General features: G+C 54.7%; 25 protein-coding genes. 11 read left to right on the forward strand and 14 right to left on the reverse strand.

Features of this window, described 5'->3' with window-relative positions; translation table 11 throughout:
* Positions 1-21: 21 nt before the first annotated feature.
* Entirely contained in the window at positions 22-915 is an 894-nt protein-coding gene (locus ACI2J2_RS19695) for a LysR family transcriptional regulator (protein WP_404760670.1), read from the reverse strand.
* Between the two features lie 123 nt (positions 916-1,038).
* On the opposite strand from ACI2J2_RS19695, the gene ACI2J2_RS19700 reads away from it, so the two are divergent.
* Both ACI2J2_RS19700 and ACI2J2_RS19705 read left to right on the forward strand, forming a co-directional pair.
* Complete coding sequence (locus ACI2J2_RS19700; RefSeq protein WP_209640349.1) at positions 1,039-1,779, forward strand: SDR family oxidoreductase; 741 nt, start codon at positions 1,039-1,041, stop codon at positions 1,777-1,779.
* A gap of 74 nt (positions 1,780-1,853) precedes the next feature.
* Positions 1,854-2,066: a DUF1289 domain-containing protein gene (locus ACI2J2_RS19705; RefSeq protein ID WP_209640346.1), complete on the forward strand. Its 213-nt coding sequence runs from the start codon at positions 1,854-1,856 to the stop codon at positions 2,064-2,066.
* A 76-nt stretch (positions 2,067-2,142) separates the two neighbouring features.
* On the opposite strand, the gene nrdF is transcribed toward ACI2J2_RS19705, so the two are convergent.
* From nrdF to ACI2J2_RS19730, 5 genes are all read right to left on the reverse strand, one after another.
* Positions 2,143-3,114: a class 1b ribonucleoside-diphosphate reductase subunit beta gene (gene nrdF, locus ACI2J2_RS19710; RefSeq protein ID WP_209640343.1), complete on the reverse strand. Its 972-nt coding sequence runs from the start codon at positions 3,112-3,114 to the stop codon at positions 2,143-2,145.
* Between the two features lie 8 nt (positions 3,115-3,122).
* A complete protein-coding gene (nrdE, locus tag ACI2J2_RS19715; RefSeq protein WP_404760671.1) occupies positions 3,123-5,267 on the reverse strand; it encodes a class 1b ribonucleoside-diphosphate reductase subunit alpha in 2,145 nt (714 codons plus the stop codon).
* Positions 5,249-5,653 (reverse strand): class Ib ribonucleoside-diphosphate reductase assembly flavoprotein NrdI, encoded by a 405-nt coding sequence (nrdI, locus tag ACI2J2_RS19720; RefSeq protein ID WP_209640336.1) that lies wholly within the window; start codon positions 5,651-5,653, stop codon positions 5,249-5,251. The genes nrdE and nrdI overlap by 19 nt, the downstream gene beginning before the upstream one ends.
* Before the next feature lie 8 nt (positions 5,654-5,661).
* Positions 5,662-5,898, reverse strand: coding sequence for a glutaredoxin-like protein NrdH (nrdH, locus tag ACI2J2_RS19725; RefSeq protein ID WP_037422220.1), 237 nt, complete (start codon positions 5,896-5,898; stop codon positions 5,662-5,664).
* Between the two features lie 282 nt (positions 5,899-6,180).
* Positions 6,181-6,612 (reverse strand): carboxymuconolactone decarboxylase family protein, encoded by a 432-nt coding sequence (locus ACI2J2_RS19730; RefSeq protein ID WP_404760672.1) that lies wholly within the window; start codon positions 6,610-6,612, stop codon positions 6,181-6,183.
* A 96-nt stretch (positions 6,613-6,708) separates the two neighbouring features.
* On the opposite strand from ACI2J2_RS19730, the gene ACI2J2_RS19735 reads away from it, so the two are divergent.
* Positions 6,709-8,142 (forward strand): PLP-dependent aminotransferase family protein, encoded by a 1,434-nt coding sequence (locus tag ACI2J2_RS19735; RefSeq protein ID WP_404760673.1) that lies wholly within the window; start codon positions 6,709-6,711, stop codon positions 8,140-8,142.
* 63 nt (positions 8,143-8,205) lie between these two features.
* Here ACI2J2_RS19735 and ACI2J2_RS19740 read toward each other — a convergent pair whose 3' ends face one another.
* On the reverse strand, positions 8,206-8,514 hold the full coding sequence (locus tag ACI2J2_RS19740; RefSeq protein WP_209640324.1) for a YqjD family protein: 309 nt from the start codon (positions 8,512-8,514) through the stop codon (positions 8,206-8,208).
* A gap of 123 nt (positions 8,515-8,637) precedes the next feature.
* On the reverse strand, positions 8,638-9,618 hold the full coding sequence (locus ACI2J2_RS19745) for a nickel/cobalt transporter (RefSeq protein WP_404760774.1): 981 nt from the start codon (positions 9,616-9,618) through the stop codon (positions 8,638-8,640).
* Positions 9,619-9,807: 189 nt separating this feature from the next.
* Here ACI2J2_RS19745 and asr point away from each other — a divergent pair, with 189 nt between their 5' ends.
* The gene (asr, locus tag ACI2J2_RS19750; RefSeq protein ID WP_209640321.1) at positions 9,808-10,284 is read left to right on the forward strand and encodes an acid resistance repetitive basic protein Asr; all 477 of its coding nucleotides are present in this window, start codon (positions 9,808-9,810) and stop codon (positions 10,282-10,284) included.
* Between the two features lie 203 nt (positions 10,285-10,487).
* Here the strand turns inward: asr and ACI2J2_RS19755 are convergent, their stop codons facing one another.
* Both ACI2J2_RS19755 and ACI2J2_RS19760 read right to left on the reverse strand, forming a co-directional pair.
* Positions 10,488-10,868 (reverse strand): DUF4440 domain-containing protein, encoded by a 381-nt coding sequence (locus ACI2J2_RS19755; protein WP_265557060.1) that lies wholly within the window; start codon positions 10,866-10,868, stop codon positions 10,488-10,490.
* Positions 10,865-12,247, reverse strand: a complete 1,383-nt coding sequence (locus ACI2J2_RS19760) for an MFS transporter (RefSeq protein ID WP_404760674.1) — start codon at positions 12,245-12,247, stop codon at positions 10,865-10,867. Before ACI2J2_RS19760 ends, ACI2J2_RS19755 begins: the two co-directional genes overlap by 4 nt.
* Positions 12,248-12,353: 106 nt before the next feature.
* Between ACI2J2_RS19760 and ACI2J2_RS19765 the strand changes: the two genes are divergently transcribed.
* Positions 12,354-13,250 (forward strand): LysR family transcriptional regulator, encoded by an 897-nt coding sequence (locus ACI2J2_RS19765; protein ID WP_265557062.1) that lies wholly within the window; start codon positions 12,354-12,356, stop codon positions 13,248-13,250.
* Here the strand turns inward: ACI2J2_RS19765 and ACI2J2_RS19770 are convergent.
* On the reverse strand, positions 13,210-14,250 hold the full coding sequence (locus ACI2J2_RS19770) for an alpha/beta hydrolase family protein (protein WP_404760675.1): 1,041 nt from the start codon (positions 14,248-14,250) through the stop codon (positions 13,210-13,212). The genes ACI2J2_RS19765 and ACI2J2_RS19770 overlap by 41 nt on opposite strands.
* A gap of 129 nt (positions 14,251-14,379) precedes the next feature.
* On the opposite strand from ACI2J2_RS19770, the gene ACI2J2_RS19775 reads away from it, so the two are divergent.
* The 3 genes from ACI2J2_RS19775 to ACI2J2_RS19785 all read left to right on the forward strand — a co-directional run bounded on the left by ACI2J2_RS19775 (position 14,380) and on the right by ACI2J2_RS19785 (position 17,119).
* Complete coding sequence (locus tag ACI2J2_RS19775; protein ID WP_404760676.1) at positions 14,380-15,393, forward strand: helix-turn-helix domain-containing protein; 1,014 nt, start codon at positions 14,380-14,382, stop codon at positions 15,391-15,393.
* A gap of 94 nt (positions 15,394-15,487) precedes the next feature.
* Complete coding sequence (locus ACI2J2_RS19780) at positions 15,488-16,678, forward strand: MFS transporter (protein ID WP_404760677.1); 1,191 nt, start codon at positions 15,488-15,490, stop codon at positions 16,676-16,678.
* A gap of 102 nt (positions 16,679-16,780) precedes the next feature.
* Positions 16,781-17,119: a DUF2002 family protein gene (locus ACI2J2_RS19785; protein ID WP_037422190.1), complete on the forward strand. Its 339-nt coding sequence runs from the start codon at positions 16,781-16,783 to the stop codon at positions 17,117-17,119.
* Between the two features lie 27 nt (positions 17,120-17,146).
* Here the strand turns inward: ACI2J2_RS19785 and ACI2J2_RS19790 are convergent, their stop codons facing one another.
* Together ACI2J2_RS19790 and ACI2J2_RS19795 are read right to left on the reverse strand one after the other, a co-directional pair.
* Positions 17,147-17,593 (reverse strand): DUF1198 family protein, encoded by a 447-nt coding sequence (locus ACI2J2_RS19790; protein ID WP_404760678.1) that lies wholly within the window; start codon positions 17,591-17,593, stop codon positions 17,147-17,149.
* 66 nt (positions 17,594-17,659) lie between these two features.
* On the reverse strand, positions 17,660-17,998 hold the full coding sequence (locus tag ACI2J2_RS19795) for an MbeD/MobD family mobilization/exclusion protein (RefSeq protein ID WP_209640299.1): 339 nt from the start codon (positions 17,996-17,998) through the stop codon (positions 17,660-17,662).
* 173 nt (positions 17,999-18,171) lie between these two features.
* Here ACI2J2_RS19795 and smrA point away from each other — a divergent pair, with 173 nt between their 5' ends.
* Complete coding sequence (gene smrA / locus ACI2J2_RS19800) at positions 18,172-18,744, forward strand: DNA endonuclease SmrA (RefSeq protein ID WP_209640296.1); 573 nt, start codon at positions 18,172-18,174, stop codon at positions 18,742-18,744.
* A 61-nt stretch (positions 18,745-18,805) separates the two neighbouring features.
* On the opposite strand, the gene ACI2J2_RS19805 is transcribed toward smrA, so the two are convergent.
* The gene (locus ACI2J2_RS19805) at positions 18,806-19,219 is read right to left on the reverse strand and encodes a DoxX family protein (RefSeq protein WP_209640293.1); all 414 of its coding nucleotides are present in this window, start codon (positions 19,217-19,219) and stop codon (positions 18,806-18,808) included.
* A gap of 231 nt (positions 19,220-19,450) precedes the next feature.
* Between ACI2J2_RS19805 and ACI2J2_RS19810 the strand changes: the two genes are divergently transcribed.
* Together ACI2J2_RS19810 and ACI2J2_RS19815 are read left to right on the forward strand one after the other, a co-directional pair.
* On the forward strand, positions 19,451-19,729 hold the full coding sequence (locus ACI2J2_RS19810; protein WP_404760679.1) for a GNAT family N-acetyltransferase: 279 nt from the start codon (positions 19,451-19,453) through the stop codon (positions 19,727-19,729).
* A 105-nt stretch (positions 19,730-19,834) separates the two neighbouring features.
* Positions 19,835-20,341 (forward strand): DUF1543 domain-containing protein, encoded by a 507-nt coding sequence (locus ACI2J2_RS19815; protein WP_209640287.1) that lies wholly within the window; start codon positions 19,835-19,837, stop codon positions 20,339-20,341.
* The last annotated feature ends 8 nt before the right edge of the window (positions 20,342-20,349 follow it).

Genomic DNA, 20,349 nt, shown 5'->3' on the forward strand with positions numbered 1-20,349 from the left:
GCCGCCTTAACGGGCGGCTTTTTAGCCATTGCGCGCGGCAAATACCTTGCTGAACCAGTCGATAAATACCCGGACCCGAGGCGAAAGTTGACGGTTACGGGGATACAGCAGTGAAACCGGCATCGGCGTGGAAGGGAACTGCGGCAATAGCGGCAACAGGCTGCCCTCGACAAGGCTGTCGCGCAGGTGATAGCGCGGTACCTGAATAATGCCCAACCCCCTGTGTGCCGCTGCGACCAGACTTTCTGCTGCACTCACCGATACAGTGCAGGGCAGTGTTACCTGGCGGGGGTGTCCAGCGACAGTAAACTCCAGGGGCATGATTGTGCCGCTGGCCGAAGAACGGAAACCGACCATTCGGTGCCCGTCAAGTTGGTCGAGGCTCAGTGGCGTACCGAAGCGTTGCAGATAGTCAGGCGCCGCGCAGGTAACCTCTTCCAGCTCACCCAAACGACGAGCCACCATATCACTGTCTTTTAGCCTGCCGACGCGCACCACGCAGTCGATGCCCTCCCGTACCGGATCAACCAGCCTGTCACCTTCGCTCATGAAAAATTCGATGTCTGGGTATTGCGCCAGAAAATCGGGTAGGTCCGGCAAGAGAAAATGACGCGCTAACGTGCCGTGGACATCGATGCGCAGTAACCCGCGCGGCTTGGCGCCGGCAAAAGCCATCTCGGCATCTTCTATATCCGCCAGAATGGTCAGGCAACGCTGATAGTAGGCTTCCCCGTCCAGCGTCGGGCTGACATGGCGGGTGGTGCGTTGCAGCAAACGCACTTGCAGCCGGGCCTCCAGTTGTTTGATGGCATCGGTCACCGTCGAGCGCGGCAGGCCCAGATCCTGCGCAGCCTGCGTAAAGCTACGTTGTTCCACCACGCGGGTGAACAGGCGCATGGCATCAATTCTGTCCATGAGTATTGTTCGTTAAAATCGGATAGTGATAACGAAGAGTAGGGGATTATTCGCCATAGCGAAAGGTGCATGATGATCCGACGCCGGCAAGCCGCAGGCGTATACCTGACGAGGATAGATAAGATGAACACCACTTCACAACGCGTCGCCATCGTAACCGGCGCATCACGTGGCATCGGCGCAGCCATTGCCGAACGCCTGGCTGCCGATGGTTTTACCGTGATCGTCAACTATTCGGGTAATCAGACCTTGGCGGATCAACTGGTGCGTAACATTGAACACAACGGCGGGCGGGCGCTGAGCGCCAAAGCCGACGTCAGTGATGCCACGGCCGTTGCCCAACTGTTTGATCGTGCGGAGCAGGCGTTTGGCGGCGTCGATATCCTGGTGAATAACGCCGGGGTGATTGCATTGGCGCCGGTTGCTGAAATGAGCGACGCCGAGGCTGACAGGCTGATTGATATCAATCTGAAGGGGACGTTCAATACCCTGCGAGAAGCCGCGAAACGGCTGCGTGATAACGGCCGTATCATCAACTTTTCTTCCAGTGTGGTTGGGCTGTTGCAGCCAAGCTATGGCATGTACGCTGCCACTAAGGCCGCGGTTGAGGCATTGACCAGCGTGCTGGCGAAAGAGCTTCGCGGCCGTAATATCACGGTGAATGCCATCGCGCCGGGGCCAACGGCCACCGGATTATTCCTGGACGGGAAAACGCCGGAGCTGATCGCGCGCCTGGCGAACATGGCACCGCTAGAGCGCCTGGGCCAGCCGCAGGATATTGCGGCGGCGGTCTCCTTCCTGGCCGGTGCCGACGGCGCCTGGATCAACGGTCAAACCCTGCGTGCCAATGGCGGTATCATCTGATCGCGTCGGGGCGGTTTCTCTGACGGCAGGATCGGGTATCCTGTTGTCAGACATCCACCGGAGGAAAGCGTCCCATGGTAGGCCGCAGCAGAAGAAGAAAAACCCGCAGTCAAATAGACGACGGTGTCCGTTCGCCCTGTAATAACGTTTGCCAGATCGACACCGATAAATCGTGGTGCCGTGGGTGTTGGCGCACGTTGGATGAAATCGCCGCTTGGTCGAGCGCAGATGACGAGGAAAAACGGGCTATCTGGCAGCGCATCCGACAGCGTGCCGGAAATATCTAAACACCAGGGGCGCGGCATGCTGCGCCCGTTCACCGGCTATCGTTATAGGGCGAAGTTATTCGCCCCTGCATTATGCTTAGAAATCCCAGTCGTCATCTTCGGTATTGACCGCTTTGCCAATCACGTAAGACGAGCCAGAGCCGGAAAAGAAGTCGTGGTTCTCGTCGGCATTCGGTGACAGCGCCGACAAAATAGCCGGATTGACCTCAGCCATTGATGGCGGAAACAACGCTTCGTAACCCAGGTTCATCAATGCCTTGTTGGCGTTATAGTGCAGGAAGGTTTTCACGTCCTCGCTCCAACCGACGCCGTCGTATAACTCCTCGGTGTAACGCACTTCGTTGTCATACAGATCCTGCATGAGATCGAACGCGAAGTTTTTCACCTGTTGACGGCGTGCCGCGTCCACGTTCTCCAATCCCTTCTGGAACTTATAACCAATGTAATAGCCGTGTACCGCTTCGTCACGAATGATCAGACGGATCAAATCGGCGGTGTTGGTCAGTTTGGCACGGCTTGACCAGTACATCGGCAGATAGAAACCCGAATAGAACAGGAATGACTCGAGGAACACGCTGGCGACCTTTTTCATCAGCGGATCGTCACTGCGGTAGTGGGCCAGAATGATGCTGGCCTTTTTCTGCAACGCGCGATTCTCCTCACTCCAGCGGTAGGCATCGTCAACGTCTGGCGTTTGGCACAGCGTGGAGAAAATCGAGCTGTACGAACGTGCGTGCACCGCCTCCATAAAACTGATGTTGGAGTACACCGCTTCTTCGTGCGGCGTGATGGCATCGGCAATCAGTGCCGGTGCCCCGACGGTGTTTTGAATGGTGTCCAGCAGCGTCAGCCCGGTGAACACCCGAATGGTCAGTTGCTGCTCCTTTGGTGTCAGCGTTGCCCACGACGGAATGTCGTTCGACAACGGCACTTTTTCTGGCAGCCAGAAATTGGAGGTCAGGCGGTTCCACACCTCCAGGTCCTTATCGTCTTCAATGATGTTCCAGTTGATTGCGCGTACCAAGGGTGACGGTTTAACGGTATTCATAAGTTGCCTCACAGCGCACAGGACACGCAGCCCTGCACCTCGGTGCCTTCCAGCGCCATCTGGCGCAGACGGATGTAATAGATGGTTTTGATACCTTTACGCCAGGCGTAAATCTGTGCACGGTTGATGTCGCGCGTGCTGGCGGTATCACGGAAGAACAGCGTCAGCGACAGCCCTTGATCGACGTGCTGGCTGGCAGCGGCGTAGGTATCAATGATCTTTTCTGGCCCAATGTCATAGGCATCCTGGTAATACTCCAGATTGTCGTTGGTCATATAAGGCGCGGGATAATACACACGACCGATTTTGCCCTCCTTGCGGATCTCGATGCGCGACACGATCGGATGGATGCTGGAGGTGGAGTTATTGATGTAGGAGATGGAGCCGGTCGGTGGCACCGCCTGTAGGTTTTGGTTGTACAGCCCGTGCATCATCACCGACTGGCGCAATGCCAACCATTCTTCGCGACCGGGAATGGCAATATTGGCGTCGGCGAACAAGGCACGTACCCGCTCAGTCTGTGGCAGCCATTCTTGTTCGGTGTATTTGCTGAAATATTCGCCGGAGGCGTAGGTGGAGTCCTCAAAACCGACGAATGCGCTGCCACGCGCGATCGCTAGCTGGTTAGAGGCACGAATGGCGTGGTAAGCAACGGTGTAGAAATAGATATTGGTGAAATCGATGCCTTCTTCAGATCCATAGAAGATGCGTTCACGTGCCAAATAACCATGCAGGTTCATCTGGCCCAGGCCGATAGCGTGGGAGCAGCGGTTACCCTCGGCAATTGACGGTACAGAACGAATGTCGCTCATGTCGGCCACCGCCGTCAATGCGCGGATCGCGGTGTCGATTGCTTTGCCGAAGTCTGGCGCATCCATAGTTTTGGCGATGTTCAGCGAGCCAAGGTTGCAGGAAATATCCTTGCCTACCTGGTCATAGCTCAGATCGTCGTGATAAGTGCTGGCGCGGTTAACCTGTAAAATCTCCGAACACAGGTTGCTCATATTGATGCGCCCGGCGATCGGGTTTTCGCGGTTGACCGTATCTTCAAACATCATATACGGATAACCGGATTCGAACTGGATCTCCGCCAGCACCTGGAAAAACTCGCGCGCATTGATGCGTGATTTGCGGATGCGTTTGTCATCCACCATCTCGCGGTATTTTTCGCTGACGCTGATTTCCGAGAAAGGTACGCCGTACACCTGTTCGACGTCATACGGCGAGAACAGGTACATCTCTTCGTTATTCTTCGCCAGTTCGAAAGTGATATCCGGGATCACCACCCCTAGCGACAGCGTTTTGATGCGGATTTTCTCGTCGGCGTTTTCACGCTTTGTATCGAGGAACCGTAAAATATCCGGATGATGAGCGTTGAGATAGACCGCACCCGCCCCTTGGCGTGCGCCCAGTTGATTGGCATAAGAGAAGGCGTCTTCCAGCATTTTCATGATCGGTATCACGCCGGAAGACTGGTTTTCAATGCGCTTGATGGGGGCACCGACCTCCCGGATATTGGTCAGCAAAAATGCCACGCCGCCACCGCGTTTCGACAGTTGCAGTGCAGAATTTACCGCCCGGCCGATCGACTCCATGTTGTCTTCAATCCGCAGCAGAAAGCAGGACACCAGCTCACCACGCTGCTGTTTGCCGCAGTTGAGAAAGGTCGGGGTTGCAGGCTGAAAACGCCCGGAAATCATCTCCTCCACCAGATCTTGCGCCAGCGTGGTATCACCTGCCGCCAACGTCAGCGCCACCATACACACCCGGTCTTCATAGCGTTCCAGATAGCGTTTGCCGTCAAACGTTTTCAGCGTGTAGCTGGTGTAGTACTTGAAGGCACCGAGGAACGTCTCGAAGCGAAATTTTTTCGCGTAAGCTTGCTGGAACAGCTGCTTGATAAAAGCGAAGTCGTATTGTGCCAGTACGCTCTGCTCGTAATAGCCTTCTTCTACCAGATAGCGCAGCTTCTCTTCCAGGTTGTGGAAGAACACGGTGTTCTGATTCACGTGTTGCAGGAAATAGTGCCGCGCCGCCAGCCTGTCCTTATCAAACTGGATATGGCCTTCAGCATCATAAAGATTGAGCATCGCGTTGAGCGAATGGTAATCCAGCGCGCTCGTGGCGGGTCTGGTCAGTTCTGTCGTTGCCAAAATGCGGTTACTCCCTGTCGAACGTTTGCAACGTCTTGTGTGGTGCCGAGCAGCTCAAAACGATAGAGAAAAGGCACCTGACATTTCTTGGCGATGATGTCGCCGGCAATGCCGTACGCTGCGCCGAAGTTGGTATTCCCGGCGGCAATCACGCCGCGCAGAAACGCGCGATTCTGTGGAACGTTGAGAAAGCGGATCACCTGGATTGGCACGGCTCCCACGGCGCTACCGCCGCCATAGCTGGGCACAATCAGAATATAAGGTGTTTCCATTAGCAGTTTGCTGCGGGCGCCGGCGATCGGTATGCGCATCGCCGGTAATCCCAACTTTTCAACGAACCTGTGGGTGTTCTCCGAACTGCTGGAGAAGTAGACCAGCGGGTTCATGGTTGACCTCAGGATGCAAGGGCGTGAGCCAGCGCGCCAATTTTATCGGGCCGGAAACCGGACCAATGATCGTCACCGGCAATAATCACCGGAACCTGCTGGTAGCCAAGGGATTTCACATGGCTCAGCGCCTGTTGATCCTGGGTGAGGTCGATCACCTGATAACCAATCCCTTGCTTATCAAATGCGCGATAGGTGGCGTTGCACTGGACACAGTCCGGTTTACTGTAAATAATAATGCTCATGATTCGCATTTACCTTTTGTATTGAAGGAAAGGCGGACAGGTCAGATAACGGAGCATTGAACGGCGTTTCTGACGGGGTTACCGACCGCGACATGTTCCCTGCGGTTGATGGAATAAATACTATATGTTGATATTTAATTTATCAACCACGCTATATATGGTGTTTTGGTGAATTTTGCGCGGAGGCCGCAGCGGGGCTGGAAATGCGGTGAGGAAAATTTTTTTGCGGGCGGTTATCGGTGAAAATCCCCTCTCGCAGCAAGAGGGGAAAGCGCATTTTTATCACTGGCGCATGCTGACGGCCAGGCGGTTAAAGGCATTCATGATGCTGATGGCGAAGGTCAAATCGGCAATTTCTGCGTCGCTGAAATGCGCTTTTAGCGCTTCAAACGCGCTGTCTGGCGCGCCGGTTTCGGCGATCAGCGTGACAGACTCTGCCCATTCCAGTGCCGCACGTTCGCGTGCGCTGAATTCATGGCTGACACGCCAGCCTGCCAAGGTATCCAGTTTAGCGTTGCTAACACCACTTTCACGCAGGGCCTTGCTGTGCATATCCAGGCAGTAGGCACAGCCGTTGATCTGCGATACACGCATGAACATCAGTTCAATTGTTGCCTTGTCCAGGGCACCCTTTTCCAGGGCCATAAGGGCGTTCACCATGCCTTTGTACGGTGCAGGAGAGAGTTCGGAATAGTTCAAACGTTGCTTAATCATGGTCAACCTCGGTTAGCGAGTAGCAGAATCTTGACGCTACTTTAAGGGCAATATGGACTATGCTATAGGGCCATAAAATGATTATTTAATCAGGCCATGATGCGTCAGTTTCTTTCCTCCCTGCGGCTGGACAGCCAGCTTGCCGATCCTTTGTACCGGCAGATTTATCTGCGAATTAAAGACGCCATTACGCAGGGTACCTTGCAAGCCGGCAGCCGATTGCCCTCGGTGCGTGGGCTGGCGAGCGATCTCAGTGTGGCACGCGCCACGGTGGAAAACGCGTATGGTCAGCTGATCGCTGAGGGGGTTGTGCAAAGTCGGGGGCAGGCGGGTACTTATGTTTCGCCACAGGTGCAGAACTTGCCTGTGCGGGCAGCATCGACGGCGGAGCCTTTACCGGCGGTGACGGCGAATCCGTTGCATCCCAATGGGGCTACTCAGCCGTTTCAGCTGGGGTTGCCGGCGCTGGATGTTTTTCCGCGTGCGCTATGGCAGCGGATTGTTGGTCGCCAATTACGGACGAGCCCGCTGGCTTCGCTGGCGCATCCGTCAACTCAGGGTTTGCCTGAACTCCGCGCGGCGATTGTCAATTATTTGCAACTTTCACGTGGCATCAACTGCCGTCCAGAGCAGGTCTTTATCTGCGCCGGGTATCAGGCATTGCTGGATCTGGTGATCGGTACCTTGCTTAAGCCGGGCAATGAGGTGTGGTTGGAAGATCCGGGCTACCCGGTGACGCTGCCGCTGTTCCAGGCCGCGGGTATGCGGCCGGTAGCGGTACCGGTTGATGAAGAGGGAATGGACATTGCCGCCGGCATGGCGAAGGCGCCTTTGGCAAGCATGGCAGTATTGACGCCGACTCACCAAAGCCCACTAGGGGTATCACTCAGCCTGGCGCGGCGTATGGCCTTGCTTGAGTGGGCACAGCAGCAGGCGGCATGGATCCTTGAAGACGATTACGACAGCGAAGTTCGCTATCATGGCCGTCCGCTACCGCCATTGAAAAGCCTCGATCGCCAGGGGCGAGTGCTCTACGCCGGAACCTTCAGCAAAACGCTGTTCCCGGCGCTGCGCATGGCTTATTTGGTCGTGCCCGTTGGGCTGGTGGAGGTTTTTGGCCACGGCAGCCGGCTGCGGGGCTGCGGTTGCCCGCCACTGATGCAGGCCAGCGTGGCAGACTTTATTCATCAGGGGCATTTTTATCGCCACCTGAAACGGATGCGGCCAATCTATCGCCAGCGACGTGCGTGGTTGGTGCAGGCGCTCGAGCAACAATTGGCTGAGCACTTGGCGGTGGTCTCGCAAGCGGGTGGCATTCAGTTGCTGGCACGGTTAGCGGAGCATGGGCAGGACCGGCGTTTGGCGGAGGAGGCCTGGCGGCGCGGATTGTCGGTACAGGCGTTATCGGACTGGCAAATCACAGGACCAACAAGCTCTGGCCTGCTCATGGGCTTTGCCAATTTTACTCAGCAGGGTGAAGCCGAACAGGCGGTGGCCAGGTTGGCTGAATTGTTCAACAGTGGACATTAAACGGCCCGCGGTTTCCCGCGGGCCAGACGCACATCTGTTTTATCTTTATGACTGCAGGGGGTGTTAACGCCGGGCCAGCAGAACGCCAAGGACGATGCCAACCGCGGCCCCGATTCCTACGCCCTGCCAAGGTTTTTCGCGCACGTAGCTATCGGCGTGTTCGACGGCATCGCGAGCATGCTGTGTCAGATTAGTGGAACCATTGAAGCGTGCCCGGGCATCACGTAATACACCTTTTGCCTTACTGTGCAGCTCTTTCAGTTCCTCTTTGGTCTTGTCACCGGACTCCCGTAACACTTCGTCCAGCGTATCGGCCAGAAGGGTAACGTCTTGATCGATGTCGCGTTCTACTTTTTCTGATCTCTTAAACATTCGATTCTCCGTTTCGACACATGTCTATTAAGTGTAGACCATTTTTCAAACTGTGTTGGCGATCACGGAAAAAACTGTCATTAAGCGCTGTTTTCGCGGCGGATAGCGACGCAATAGAAGCCATCAGCAACCGGCGGCAATAAAGTCGCCGTTGGCGCTCACCGGGATGACTGAATTGAACAGCACCAATGCGAACAGGATCAGCAATATCCCCCCTAAAATAACGGCCAGTCGTGATACCTGCGCCAGGCGTTTACCTGTCAAATGGTCGTTGGCAGCGATAAATTTTTCACGTGCATGGTGTACCAGGGTGGCGAGAATCATGATCGACAGCGCCGTTCCCAGCGCCATGCTGAGTGCGGAAATCACGCCCCAGGTGAACATGCCAACGGCGTTGGCAAACACCAAGATGAGGATCGCACCGCTGCAGGGGCGGATACCGATAGAAACGATAAGCCACAGTGCATTGCGCCAGCTCCCCGTCAGGGCTGTTGCATCAGGCAGATGCCGATGGCCGCAGCCACAATCGTCTTCTGGGCTGTGCTGTGTGGTTGTTGTTAACGGCCTCAGTGCCTTGAACGCCAGTCGCTTGCGCTGGGGTAGCCCCACGGCGCGCAGGATCACCACCAGGCCGAACGCGGCGATAAACAGTGCGCTGCCTTTTTCCAGCCAGTAACGGCTCAGGCTCAGATCGCCCATCGACAAATTCAGCGCGATTGCCAGCACCAGCACGAAAAGGATCGCCACAACGCCTTGCATCAGGCTACCGAGCAAAGTGATCAGCCGGCTGGCGTTCAATTGTCTACGGTGGGTCGCCAGATAGGTGGTGATAACAAACTTGCCGTGGCCCGGGCCGACGGAATGCAGGAAACCATAGATAAAGCTGCACAACGCCAGCATCACACCACCGCTGTACTGATGATTGCGCTGTTGCAATAAGTACAGCACCAGATAACGGTGCATATAGATCTGGGCATTGATGCAGTATTGGACGAACTCCGCCCAGTGGCGGGCGAACAGATAGAGCATAACCAGCAGCAACAGAACACCGGCGCCCAGACCGGCAACGTTTGCCGGTGTGACTTTCATCGTTGAGGTTTTCATGGCGCTGCCAGCCTGTAGCAAAAGGGGATCTTCAGCTTCCAGCATAGACTTGTGTACAGGGTTCACAAGCGCTGTACATTTGGTTACTCGGCGAAACCAATCACTCACGGAAGCGGTTCATCGATTCCTCTAGTATCTGCTTCAACGGCCCAACGGGGCTTACTGAAAAAACACTCTGAGGAATTAAAGATGAAAAAAGTATTAGCCCTGATCGTTGCTGCTACCATGGGTCTGTCTTCTGTTGCTTTCGCTGCTGATGCAGTAGCTCCAGCAGCAGCACCTGCTGCAACTGCAACCACGACTACCGCTGCGCCAGCTGCTGCTGAGAAGGCTCCTGCTAAAGCGACTCATCATAAGAAGACGCACCATAAAGCAACCAAGAAAGCCCCAGCACAGAAGGCTCAGGCCGCTAAAAAGCACCACAAAGCGACCAAGAAAGCCCCAGCACAGAAAGCTCAGGCTGCTAAAAAACACCACAAAGTGAGCCACAAAGCCCCAGCACAGAAAGCTCAGGCTGCTAAAACTCACCACAAAGTAAGCAAAAAAGCGCCAGCTCAAAAAGCCCAGGCTGCTAAAAAACACCACAAAAAAGCGCCAGTGCAGAAAGCTCAGGCCGCTAAAAAGCACCACAAAGCGGCTAAAAAATCAGCAACTCCAGCTGCTTAATTGAGTGACAAATGCGGGGCCTGAGGGTGCCGCATCACCCAGACGCGATGCAAACACCCGGTTTTTCCGGGTGTTTTCTTTTGAGGGCTAGCTCATGATGATCAATCGTTATTTGTTCGAAGTGATTTTCAGCGCCGTCACCTTATGCGGACTGATTGTTGCCTGGGAACTGTTCCTGGCAGACGGCTTTCTCTGACGCCTGATTATTGGGTCAGTGTGGTTTCGTGCAGATGCCGCCAACCCAGCCCAGTCTGGGTCTGCGTAAACACCACGGTAGAGTTACGCAGCGTTGCCCCTTGTCCTGGCAGCATTTGCTTTTCGCGATAGCTAACCACCGCCCCCGTTGGCCATTCGGCCACTAACGTCATTTCTTCTATTGTGATAACCAGCCCCGGTTTAACGGCACGATTGGCATGGAAGAATGCGCTAAGCGCAGCGAAATCCAGCCGGTTCCCGTTCAGCGCGATCATGCTGAATGCGGGATCAAAACGCGCCAGCAGCGTCTGTTCTTCCCCTGTACCTTTTTCCAGCCAGTTTTCAATGGCGACATGAGCGTCGATCACTTCGGTAAAATATTGATTCATGAGAGATCCTGTTGAGTCTTAAGGTGGCGCACAATTGCGCGGTTAGCGATGCGCAGGCATAGCAGTAGTGGAATTAACGTGCTGGCGGCGGCCAGGTAGAAACAGCTTTTATAGGCAACGGCCGGGGGAAAATGCTCAAGCAACAGGTTCAGCACTAAGCTGAGCAGGGCGACGCCCAGGCAAAAGCTGAGCTGCCGATTGATGTTCCATAGCGCACTGGCGTCTGCCAATTGTTCATCGGCAATATGCAGAAAGGCGCTGCTCTGCGCTGTGCTGCTGCACAGGCTGCCGCCAAACCCCATAAGGGCGAAAGCCGCTACCTGCAACCCATACTCCCCGGCGTGCGCAATCTGCGATAGCGCCAAAATACCCAGCCCTTGCAGCAGACAGCCGACGATAAACAGGGGGCGTGGGCCAACGCGATTAAATTTTTTGCCGGTTAGTGTGATGGCCAGGAATGAGGCCAAAGACCAAGGTACCATCAGGCTGCCGACTTGCGCGGCACGCATTCCGAGTTGATTTTGCAAATACAACATGGCAACCAGGCTGACTCCGATAAAGACACCCGGTATGCATTGGTAAATGATCATCGAGGTGCGCAGCAGCGGCTCTTGCACCAGTCGCAGGTTCAACAAGGGCTGCGTGATACGCAAACTGCGCCGCAGGTAATAGGTCAGCGTTAATGCCCCTGCGGCCAGCAATAAGAAGCCCTGTAGCAGGCCGCCGGTTTCACCCAGCCGCGTGAGGCCAAGCAGAATCAGTGTCAGGGCCGTGCAGGCGCAGAGCAGCCCGTTAACGTCGAGTGGCCTGGGTTGGGCGTCTGGTGCTTGCGGACGTAACCACAGTGCTGCCAGCAAGAGCGCCAGCGCTGCCAATGGCAAGTTAGCGAAAAAGACCCAGCGCCAGTCAAGCCGATCAACAATGAGTCCACCCAGTGCAGGTGATAACGCGGGTGCCAGCAAGCCGACCAGCATAATGGCGGCGGAAAGCCCCGCACGTTCATGGCTTCTGTACAGTTGATAGGTCAATGTTTGGCCTATCGGGATCAGCAAACCGCCCCCCATGCCTTGCAACACACGCCAGCCAATCAGTTCCCCGATTGAACCCGCATTACCGGCTGCGGCCGTCGCCAGCATAAACAGTGTCAGAGAAACCAAAAATACGCGTTTCCCACCAATGCGTTGCGCCAGCCAGGCGCTGAGTGGGATCACCAGCGTCAGGCCGAGAATATAACCATTGCTGACCCACGCCAATTCACCGACTGAGGCATGAAAGGTATGCCCGATAGACGGGTAAGCGACGTTAGCGATAAACATGTTGATCAGATCGACGAAAAAACCGAGCAGATAGACGATTGCGACTTTGATGCGATAGGGCATGGTGCCTCCGGTTGAAGGCGAGCAGTGTAGCGGGCGGGAAAGTGCGGATAAATCGGCTGCGAGCGATTACACTGTCAAAATAATTTTGACAATAAAGGGCGGTAACATGCTTAACCTGCAGCGTTTGGCTATCTTTGTGGCGGTGGTGGACGCCGGCAGTTTTACCGCTGCTGCGGTAGCGCTCGGGCAAACCAAGGCGGTGGTGAGTTTCAACGTCAAACAGTTGGAAAGTGAGCTAGGCGTATCCTTACTGGTGCGTAGCACCCGGCGGCTGGCACTTACCGATGCGGGTGAACGCTTTTATCAGCGCTGCCTGCGCTTGTTGCAAGATGCCGAGAATGTGTTGGACGACGTACGCCGCGATCACCACGGGTTAAGCGGTGTCTTACGCATCACAACCACGCCTGAATACGGGGCTCAGATCGTGGTACCGGCATTGGCGGCATTTTCCCGCCTGCATCCGCGTTTGCGCATTCAACACGTATCCTCTTCTTATCATGCCGATTTGATTTCAGAGCGCTTTGACGTGGCTATCCGCCTGGGGCAACTGGCAGATTCTAGCCACCGGGCGGCTCTGCTGGACAGTTTTGCCATCTTGCCGGTCGCGTCGCCGGACTATCTGGCGCGACATCCTGTTGAGTCATTAACCCAATTGGCGCAGGCGCAGTGGATCGCCCACAGTCGCCTCAGCTCGCCCTTGAGCTGGCAGGTTGTGACGCCAGAACGGCAAGCGGTGTTGTTCAAAGTTGAAGACACTGCCACGCTAATGGGCGACAGCGCTTCTGCGCTGCTGGCGTTTTCCCTGCATGGCGCTGGAGTGGCACTGCTGCCGGCGTGGCTGGTACAGCCGGCAATAGCATCAGGAAAACTGTGTCATCTGTTGCCAGATCACAGCTTCCCTGAACAGAGTATTTATGCCCTGTACCCCAATACCCGCCATGTGCCGGAAAAGGTACGGGCGTTTATTGATTTTCTGCGTGAACAGGTAACCAGGGGTGAATAAAGCTCAGAATGCTAGCCACCGTTTGCTGGTGTACCCATTCGCGTTGCGCGTTGGAAGAAGCGCATAACACCTCCGCATCTTTCTCTTCTTCTGCCAGGATTTGACGTCCATTGGGCTGGCAAAGCGGAGTAAAATCGAAATGATTGCCTCTGGGCAACCGTAGTGCGTGAATCGGTTGCTGCCCCGCCTCTTTGGCCAGCGCGGCACCGCCAAGGCCGGGGATCTGGCCGTCTGGCTCGAAACGCTGAGGTTCGACGATCAATAAAGGGGCGCTGAGCTGATGCAGGCTGGCAGGCAGCAGATAAGGCACCATACCGGGATCGAGGGCGACGGCAAAGCGGATGCGCGGGTCGGTATAGTCTGCATCAAATTGCTGGGTGGAGAGGGTCCCCAGATCAACCTTGGCCCGAGTATAAAACTGGCAGTTGGGCGAGCGTGGCGCTTGCTGGCAACCGCGAATGAAATCGGTGAGCCGGACTCGACCACCGATGATGGCAATCGCACTGTAACCGCCCTTCGAGTGGCCGATAACACCAATGGCTTTATGATTAATGGCCTTAGCCCAGTGGGGATCTGCCGTGATGGCGCTAATCAAGGCAGAAATATCGTCGGTCTGTAACCACAGCTTGGCGGAGCGTGCGGGGATTGAGTCACCGGTGGTGCTACCGGGATGATTAGCCGCCACCACGACCACGCCTTGCTGGACAAGAGCGGCTGCCAGCCAGGCCTGGCTGCTGTTATTACCACCGCTACCGTGACTGATCACGATCAGCGGAAAGCGCCCATTGGCTATAGGTGCATCAGGCTGGCTTTGAATGCCGGTAAAGACCGGATTCGCACCGATGAGCTGGGGGGAACCTGTCTCGGTGGTGGGGTAGTAAATTCGGCTGGTCAACGTACGTGGACCGTCCTGAAAGACGTCATCCCGGGTGGCAACCTGGTAAGGGGCGGCGCTCGCGGCACCACATAAGACCCACAATAACAACAATGCTCTTTTCATTTTCACTCCTCAATGTATCAACGTCGAGAGAGTGACATTGGCGGGGCAGTCCGGCGACCTCGATCGCGATCCGGGTCGTTAAATGATTGTTTTAACAGTACACTGCCGGTTCTGTGTAAAGACAACAAGATGCTGACGATGCCGCTTATTCCGCTCACTTTTCTGTTTGGTTTATTGTGCCTGGGGCTGCTGTATCGGCTGGGGCGACCACATGCGCAACGCTGGGTCTTTCAGTTATTGCTGCTGTTGTGTGCTTGGCAAAGTGTGCTGGTGGGCATCCGTTACGGCTACGGCCTGGCTCAATTAAATGGGTTGCAACCTTTCAGCGCAGTGGCGATCCCCACGCTAACGTATTTGGCTTTTTTGGCCAGTACCCAAGGCAGGCTAAGGCGGCGAGAACTGTGGCACCTGATGCCACTGTGCCTGACGTTGTTGGCGAGTTTGGCCGCGCCTTTTTGGTTGGATACGTTGATCGTTGGCACTGACCTGGGCTATGGCGTGGCGCTGCTGTATGCGCTGCGGCGTGGTGAGAACAGCCTGCAGCAGGTGGCGCTGGCGGACAGTTGGCTCAGTTATCGGTTGTGGCGCGGTTTGGGCATGTTACTGATCGCGGTAGCGATAGCCGATCTGGTGATCACACTCGATTTTTCACTGTTTGATGGGCGACATGCCGGTTGGATGGCCACCCTCGTTAATGTGCTGGTGGCATTGAGCCTCTGCCTGGTGTTGGCCCGCAGCCGACCCTCGGAAAGCCCGGTGGATGTACTTCCAGAGCCCACGGAAGATGCCGCAGAGGATGAAGAACGGCTGGCCGAGTGGTTTGCGCAGGTACAGCAACGGCTGCGACAGGATGACCTTTATCTGGAACCAGAACTGAATCTGGCGCGGCTGGCGCGAAAAGTTGGCTTACCGGCACGCCGTGTGTCACAAGCCATCAATCGGCATGCGGGCATGAATGTGTCGCAATATGTTAATCAACTGCGTATTTGCCAAGCGGCGCAGTGGTTGCTTGCCGATGACCGTTCGATCACCGAGATCATGCAGGCGGCGGGCTTTACCACCAAGTCGAACTTTAACCGTGAGTTTTTACGCATTTATGGCGTCAATCCGAGCGAATGGCGCAGGCAACAAACGCGTAGTTAAATAATAATTCGTTATAACTCTCACATTTATCATCGGATCCCATCGGGGTATGCTGAACGCTGTTGCCTACCCCGTTCGATGCGAGCCACCGTTGATGACCGCAATCAGTTCCAAAGAAAACAATCTCCAACTGAATAAACGTATTTTGTCGGTCGTGATGTTCACCTTCGTTTGCTACCTGACCATTGGCCTGCCGTTGGCGGTGTTGCCTGGGTTTGTACATAACGATTTGGGGTACAACTCGGTGTTGGCCGGTCTGATCATCAGCGCCCAATATTTCGCTACCTTGTTTAGTCGACCGCATGCCGGACGCTATGCCGATCAGCTTGGGCCGAAAAAAGTGGTGTTGTTCGGGCTGGCTTGCTGCGGGGTGAGCGGTCTGTTTTATGCCCTGGCTTTTTGGTTCGGTGGGGTGCCGTTGTTGAGTTTAATCCTGCTGTGCGTCGGCAGGGTATTTCTCGGTGTCGGCGAAAGCTTTGCCAGTACGGGGTCTACGCTGTGGGGGATTGGCCTGGTGGGGCCGCTGCATACCGCTCGGGTTATCTCGTGGAATGGGGTGGCAACGTACGGTGCGATGGCGGCTGGGGCGCCGCTCGGTGTTTACCTCAACCAGCACTGGGGATTGGCCGGGGTAGCGGCGTTAATCGTGTTGGCGGTGGCGGTTTCACTGTGGCTGGCGAGCGCTAAACCCACCGTTTCAATCACTGCCGGTAAACGCATTGCCTTTAGCGCGGTGTTGGGGCGTATTTGGACCTACGGCGTGGGGCTGGCGATGGGCACCGTGGGGTTTGGGGTTATCGCCACCTTTATTACCCTCTACTATGCTGATAAAGGTTGGAGCGGTGCCGCGTTCTCGCTGACGTTGTTCAGTGGTGCTTTTGTCGGCATTCGTTTGATTTTCAGTAATACCATCAATCGTCACGGTGGGTTAACGGTGACGTTGGTGTCATTCCTGATTGAGATTGCCGGGCTGCTGCTGATTTGGCTGGCGACGGATCCGCTGATGGTGCAGGCCGGCGCGTTGCTGGCAGGAGCCGGTTTTTCTCTGGTTTTCCCCGCGTTGGGCGTGGAGGCGGTGAAGCAAGTGCCACAGCAAAATCAGGGCACCGCACTGGGTACTTACTCCGCGTTTCTTGATTTGGCGCTGGGGATCACCGGGCCATTGGCGGGGTTGTTGATGAGCCATTCGGGGGTGCCATCAATCTATCTGGCGGCTGCGTTGATGGTGTTTACGGGCGCTCTGCTGACGCTGCGTTTGCTGCTGCTAAACCGGCAAAATATATAGTTAAGGATTATTCCTAAACCCACATTCATACCGAAAAATTTATTGTTTCATCTCATGATTGCGGTAAGGTCGCTCAGCGGTCCAGAACGAGAGGAGAAATCGATGTATTTACGGCCGGATGAAGTGGCTAGAGTGTTGGAGAATACTGGCTTTGAGCGTGATTATGTCACCGACCAGTCTTATGGTTACCGCAAGGGTGAGCACTACGTGTATGTGAATCGTGAAGCGCGGATGGGCAGAACCGCGTTGGTGATCCACCCTGCACTGAAAGAGAAAAGCGTGCATTTCGCCACGCCGACCTCGCCGGTGCGCACCAGCGATCAGTACCTTGAGTTTCCCCTGGATTTAAGCAGTGATGCCCCGAGTGCGCGCTACGGCATTCCACACGGCTTCAGCTCGCGTGATGCGCTTTCGCGCTATATCTACAGCATGTTTCAGTAATGCCTCCCCCGCCTGCGGGGGACACTTTCACCCATTCGCGATAGCGTCCTGATTAAAACGCTCGTTGTACGCGCGGCGAAACTGCGCCAATTCGAAGGCGTCTATATCCAGTTCGGCAAAGTAAAACAGGGCGGCTTCAGTGTGTTCGGCATGCAGCTCTGGCGATAGTCCTGCCCGCATCAGCGTTTCCCGCCACAGGGCAATCTGGTGGTCATCCGCCTGTTTGATAAAGGTCAGATAGATAAACAGCAAATAGGCTGCCTGGTGCATCTCTTCGGTGTAGCCGTTGTTTAAAACGCGGATAAAGGTTTGGCTGTTACGGCTGCCCATCTCCTGAATCATCGATTCAACCAACATCGGTTTTACTTTCAGCAAGTGGGCCAGAGAGTCGATGGCTTTGCGCGTATCGGAAGTCAAAATGCGGTAACCAATAATAAATACAACGATCAGGGCTGCGATGATGATCCAGGTCATTTATGATTTATTACACTCTCAGAACGCCAGTATTTGGCAGGAGGCGCTGTGCGACAGCGCCCGGTGTCAACGCTGTTCGCCGCTGAAATTGTCGGCTGCCCGCTGTTGATTGCGCAGGTGGTGGTTGAAGGTGGCTGCATCCTTGGCCAGTGCATCCAGATGGGCGCCCAGCATTTTGATTTGCTTGACCAACGCGTGCTGCTCCGGCACGGAGCTGGCGGTGCTCAGCTTGCGCACCAGCTGCTCATTTTGCATACGTAATGCAACTTCGCGTTGTTTAGCTTCTTCCAGCAACTGCTGCAGTGCCTGATAGCTGTGCTGCCATTCACGGTGCTGCCTTTCGAAGCTGGCCTGCAACTCGCTCATGGCATTTTGAAACTGGGTTTCCAGCTCGCGCATTTTCATGGGATCGATCCTTTGCGGCACTCAATAATGGTTTAGCAGTATAACGAAAACTGCACAGAACCTCACCCGTTGACGACAATTGCGGAAAATTCCCGGCTTGCAACTGGGGTGAGGCGTTTTACAATCAGGGTCATCCCAAGCGTTGAAGGCTTAGGTCCAAGAGTGGCAGTGAGATGAGCAAACAAGACAAAGACTTTTTTGAACAGGCGATGGCGGATGTGACGCCGTTATCCAGCACTTCCCAGACGCTATACCTTAAGCCGCTGGAGAAGACGGACAAAAGTGTGCGTCGTGAAGAGCAGGCGCTGCGACAGGAAAACTTTCTCAGCACCGGCTTTCTCGAACTGATCCCCTGCGAGCTGCCGTTGGAATACAAAGGCGAGGGCATTCAGCAAGGCGTATTGGATAAGCTAAGCCATGGCCGCTACCCACCGCAGGCCAGCCTTAATCTACTGAAACAGCCGGTAGAGGCGTGCCGAGAAGCCCTGTTCCGTTTTATTTTGCAGGCGGAAAAGCAAAACCTGCGTTCGTTGCTGATTGTTCATGGTCGTGGGCGGGGGAATGAGAGCCACGCCAACATAATCCGCAGTTTTATCGCCAAATGGTTGGCGCAGTTTGAACAGGTACAGGCTTTTTGCCGAGCGCTACCGCGTGATGGGGGCGACGGGGCTTGTTATGTCACATTGCGCAAGTCAGCGCAGGCCAGGCTTGATAACTTCGAACGTCATGCCAAACGCAGCCGCTAGCGTGGGAGTTGAGGAGGAGGCAGGAACAACCGGCAGCGTTGCGGCTGCCGGCTGAAGAAAATTATTTACCAAAGAACTTATAATCCAGTGAATAACGCCCGGCACCGGTGACGGCCAGTAACAACAGCCCGCCGATTATGCTGATATTTTTGAAGAAGTTTATTTCATTGCCCATCATTTCCATGCCGGTCATTTTCCAGAACGGGTGACCGATAAATGCGGTACCGAGGACATAGACAGCAAAAATAACCGCGATAGGACGGGTAAATAACCCGAGAATAAGTGCGATGCCAAAAAAGAATTCAACGACTACAGCGATAATGGCCGCCAAATAAGGCATTGGTGTGCCATACCCTTCCATTGACGTAACGCTTGCACCAAAGTTGGTTAACTTCATCCAGCCGAAAATAATAAACAAAATCATCAATAATATTCGGGATAGCAGAATAACGCCGTCTTTTGAACTTTCACCCATTTTGAACTCCTTAGCCACTGTCAAAATTATGTCGTGTTACTGATTAAATAGTAGACTAATATCAGATTTGTTCTAGACCCGTCATCTTTCAAGTTGCAGCGTTGTTACCTGCACTCGCTTACCCCAGTTACTTACTCAAGTAAGCGCCTGGGGATGAGCGAGCTGGCCGCCTAGCTGCAGCTTGAAATCTATAGGGTATAAATTTATGTATTTTTAAGATGGGATAAATTTATGGATTTTGAAATTCTGGCAGATGAGAAACGTTTCTATATAAACGATTCGCAGGGAAAAATGATCGCAGAGATATCCTTTGTGCCGAGTGGGGATAAATTAACGATTATCGATCACACCTGGGTGGACGAGGTGTTGAAGGGCCAGGGCGTGGGTAAAAAGCTGGTGGCATTGGTGGTGGCGAAAATGCGCGCGGAAAACCGTAAAATTATTCCGTTGTGCCCGTTTGCCAAACACGAGTTCGATACGACCCCCGAATACCAGGATATCCGCGCGTAACGGCCTTGCTGGTGTAAACCTGTCTTGAGCGTTGTGGTGGTTGGCAGAATAATCGTTATATATTATGTTATATAGCGATTATTAAAACAGGGAGATAACACGATAATGCCGGGACTATTGATGTTCTATGTGGGCGGCACGGCGCCGGGCGCCAATATCGAACTGCACGATGTGCAGTTTGTCGCAGCAGACCAGCCTGAAGAGGCTCACCCTTTACTGCGAGAAAAATGGTTTGGGGATAAGAGCAAGGTGCATATTGATGGCTATGCGCGTATTGAATGGGCGGATGGCTACGACGTAATGTTGCATCCAGCCCCCTTTAACGGTCCCGAGAAGCTGTTCTTTGTCAATGTGGGGGGCTACCGCAGTGACGAGCTGGCTGAGTTGCATCAGTTTGGCTTGTTTGTGGCACACAATGCCGATGAGGCCAAAGAAAAAGCCAAGCAGGTGCTGCTGACCGGCAGTTTCCAACAGCATAAGGATGATTTGGCGGACGTCGACGACTGCCTGCTGCTGCACTCACTGCAGGGGTACCATGTTCATCTGCAGGCCAATGCGCAAGGGGAACCGGCACGGCCGCTGTGGCAGGGATATTTGCCAATAGGCGCATAATGCCACCT

This window comes from Serratia sp. NPDC087055 (genome assembly GCF_044900985.1).
GTDB lineage: Bacteria > Pseudomonadota > Gammaproteobacteria > Enterobacterales > Enterobacteriaceae > Serratia.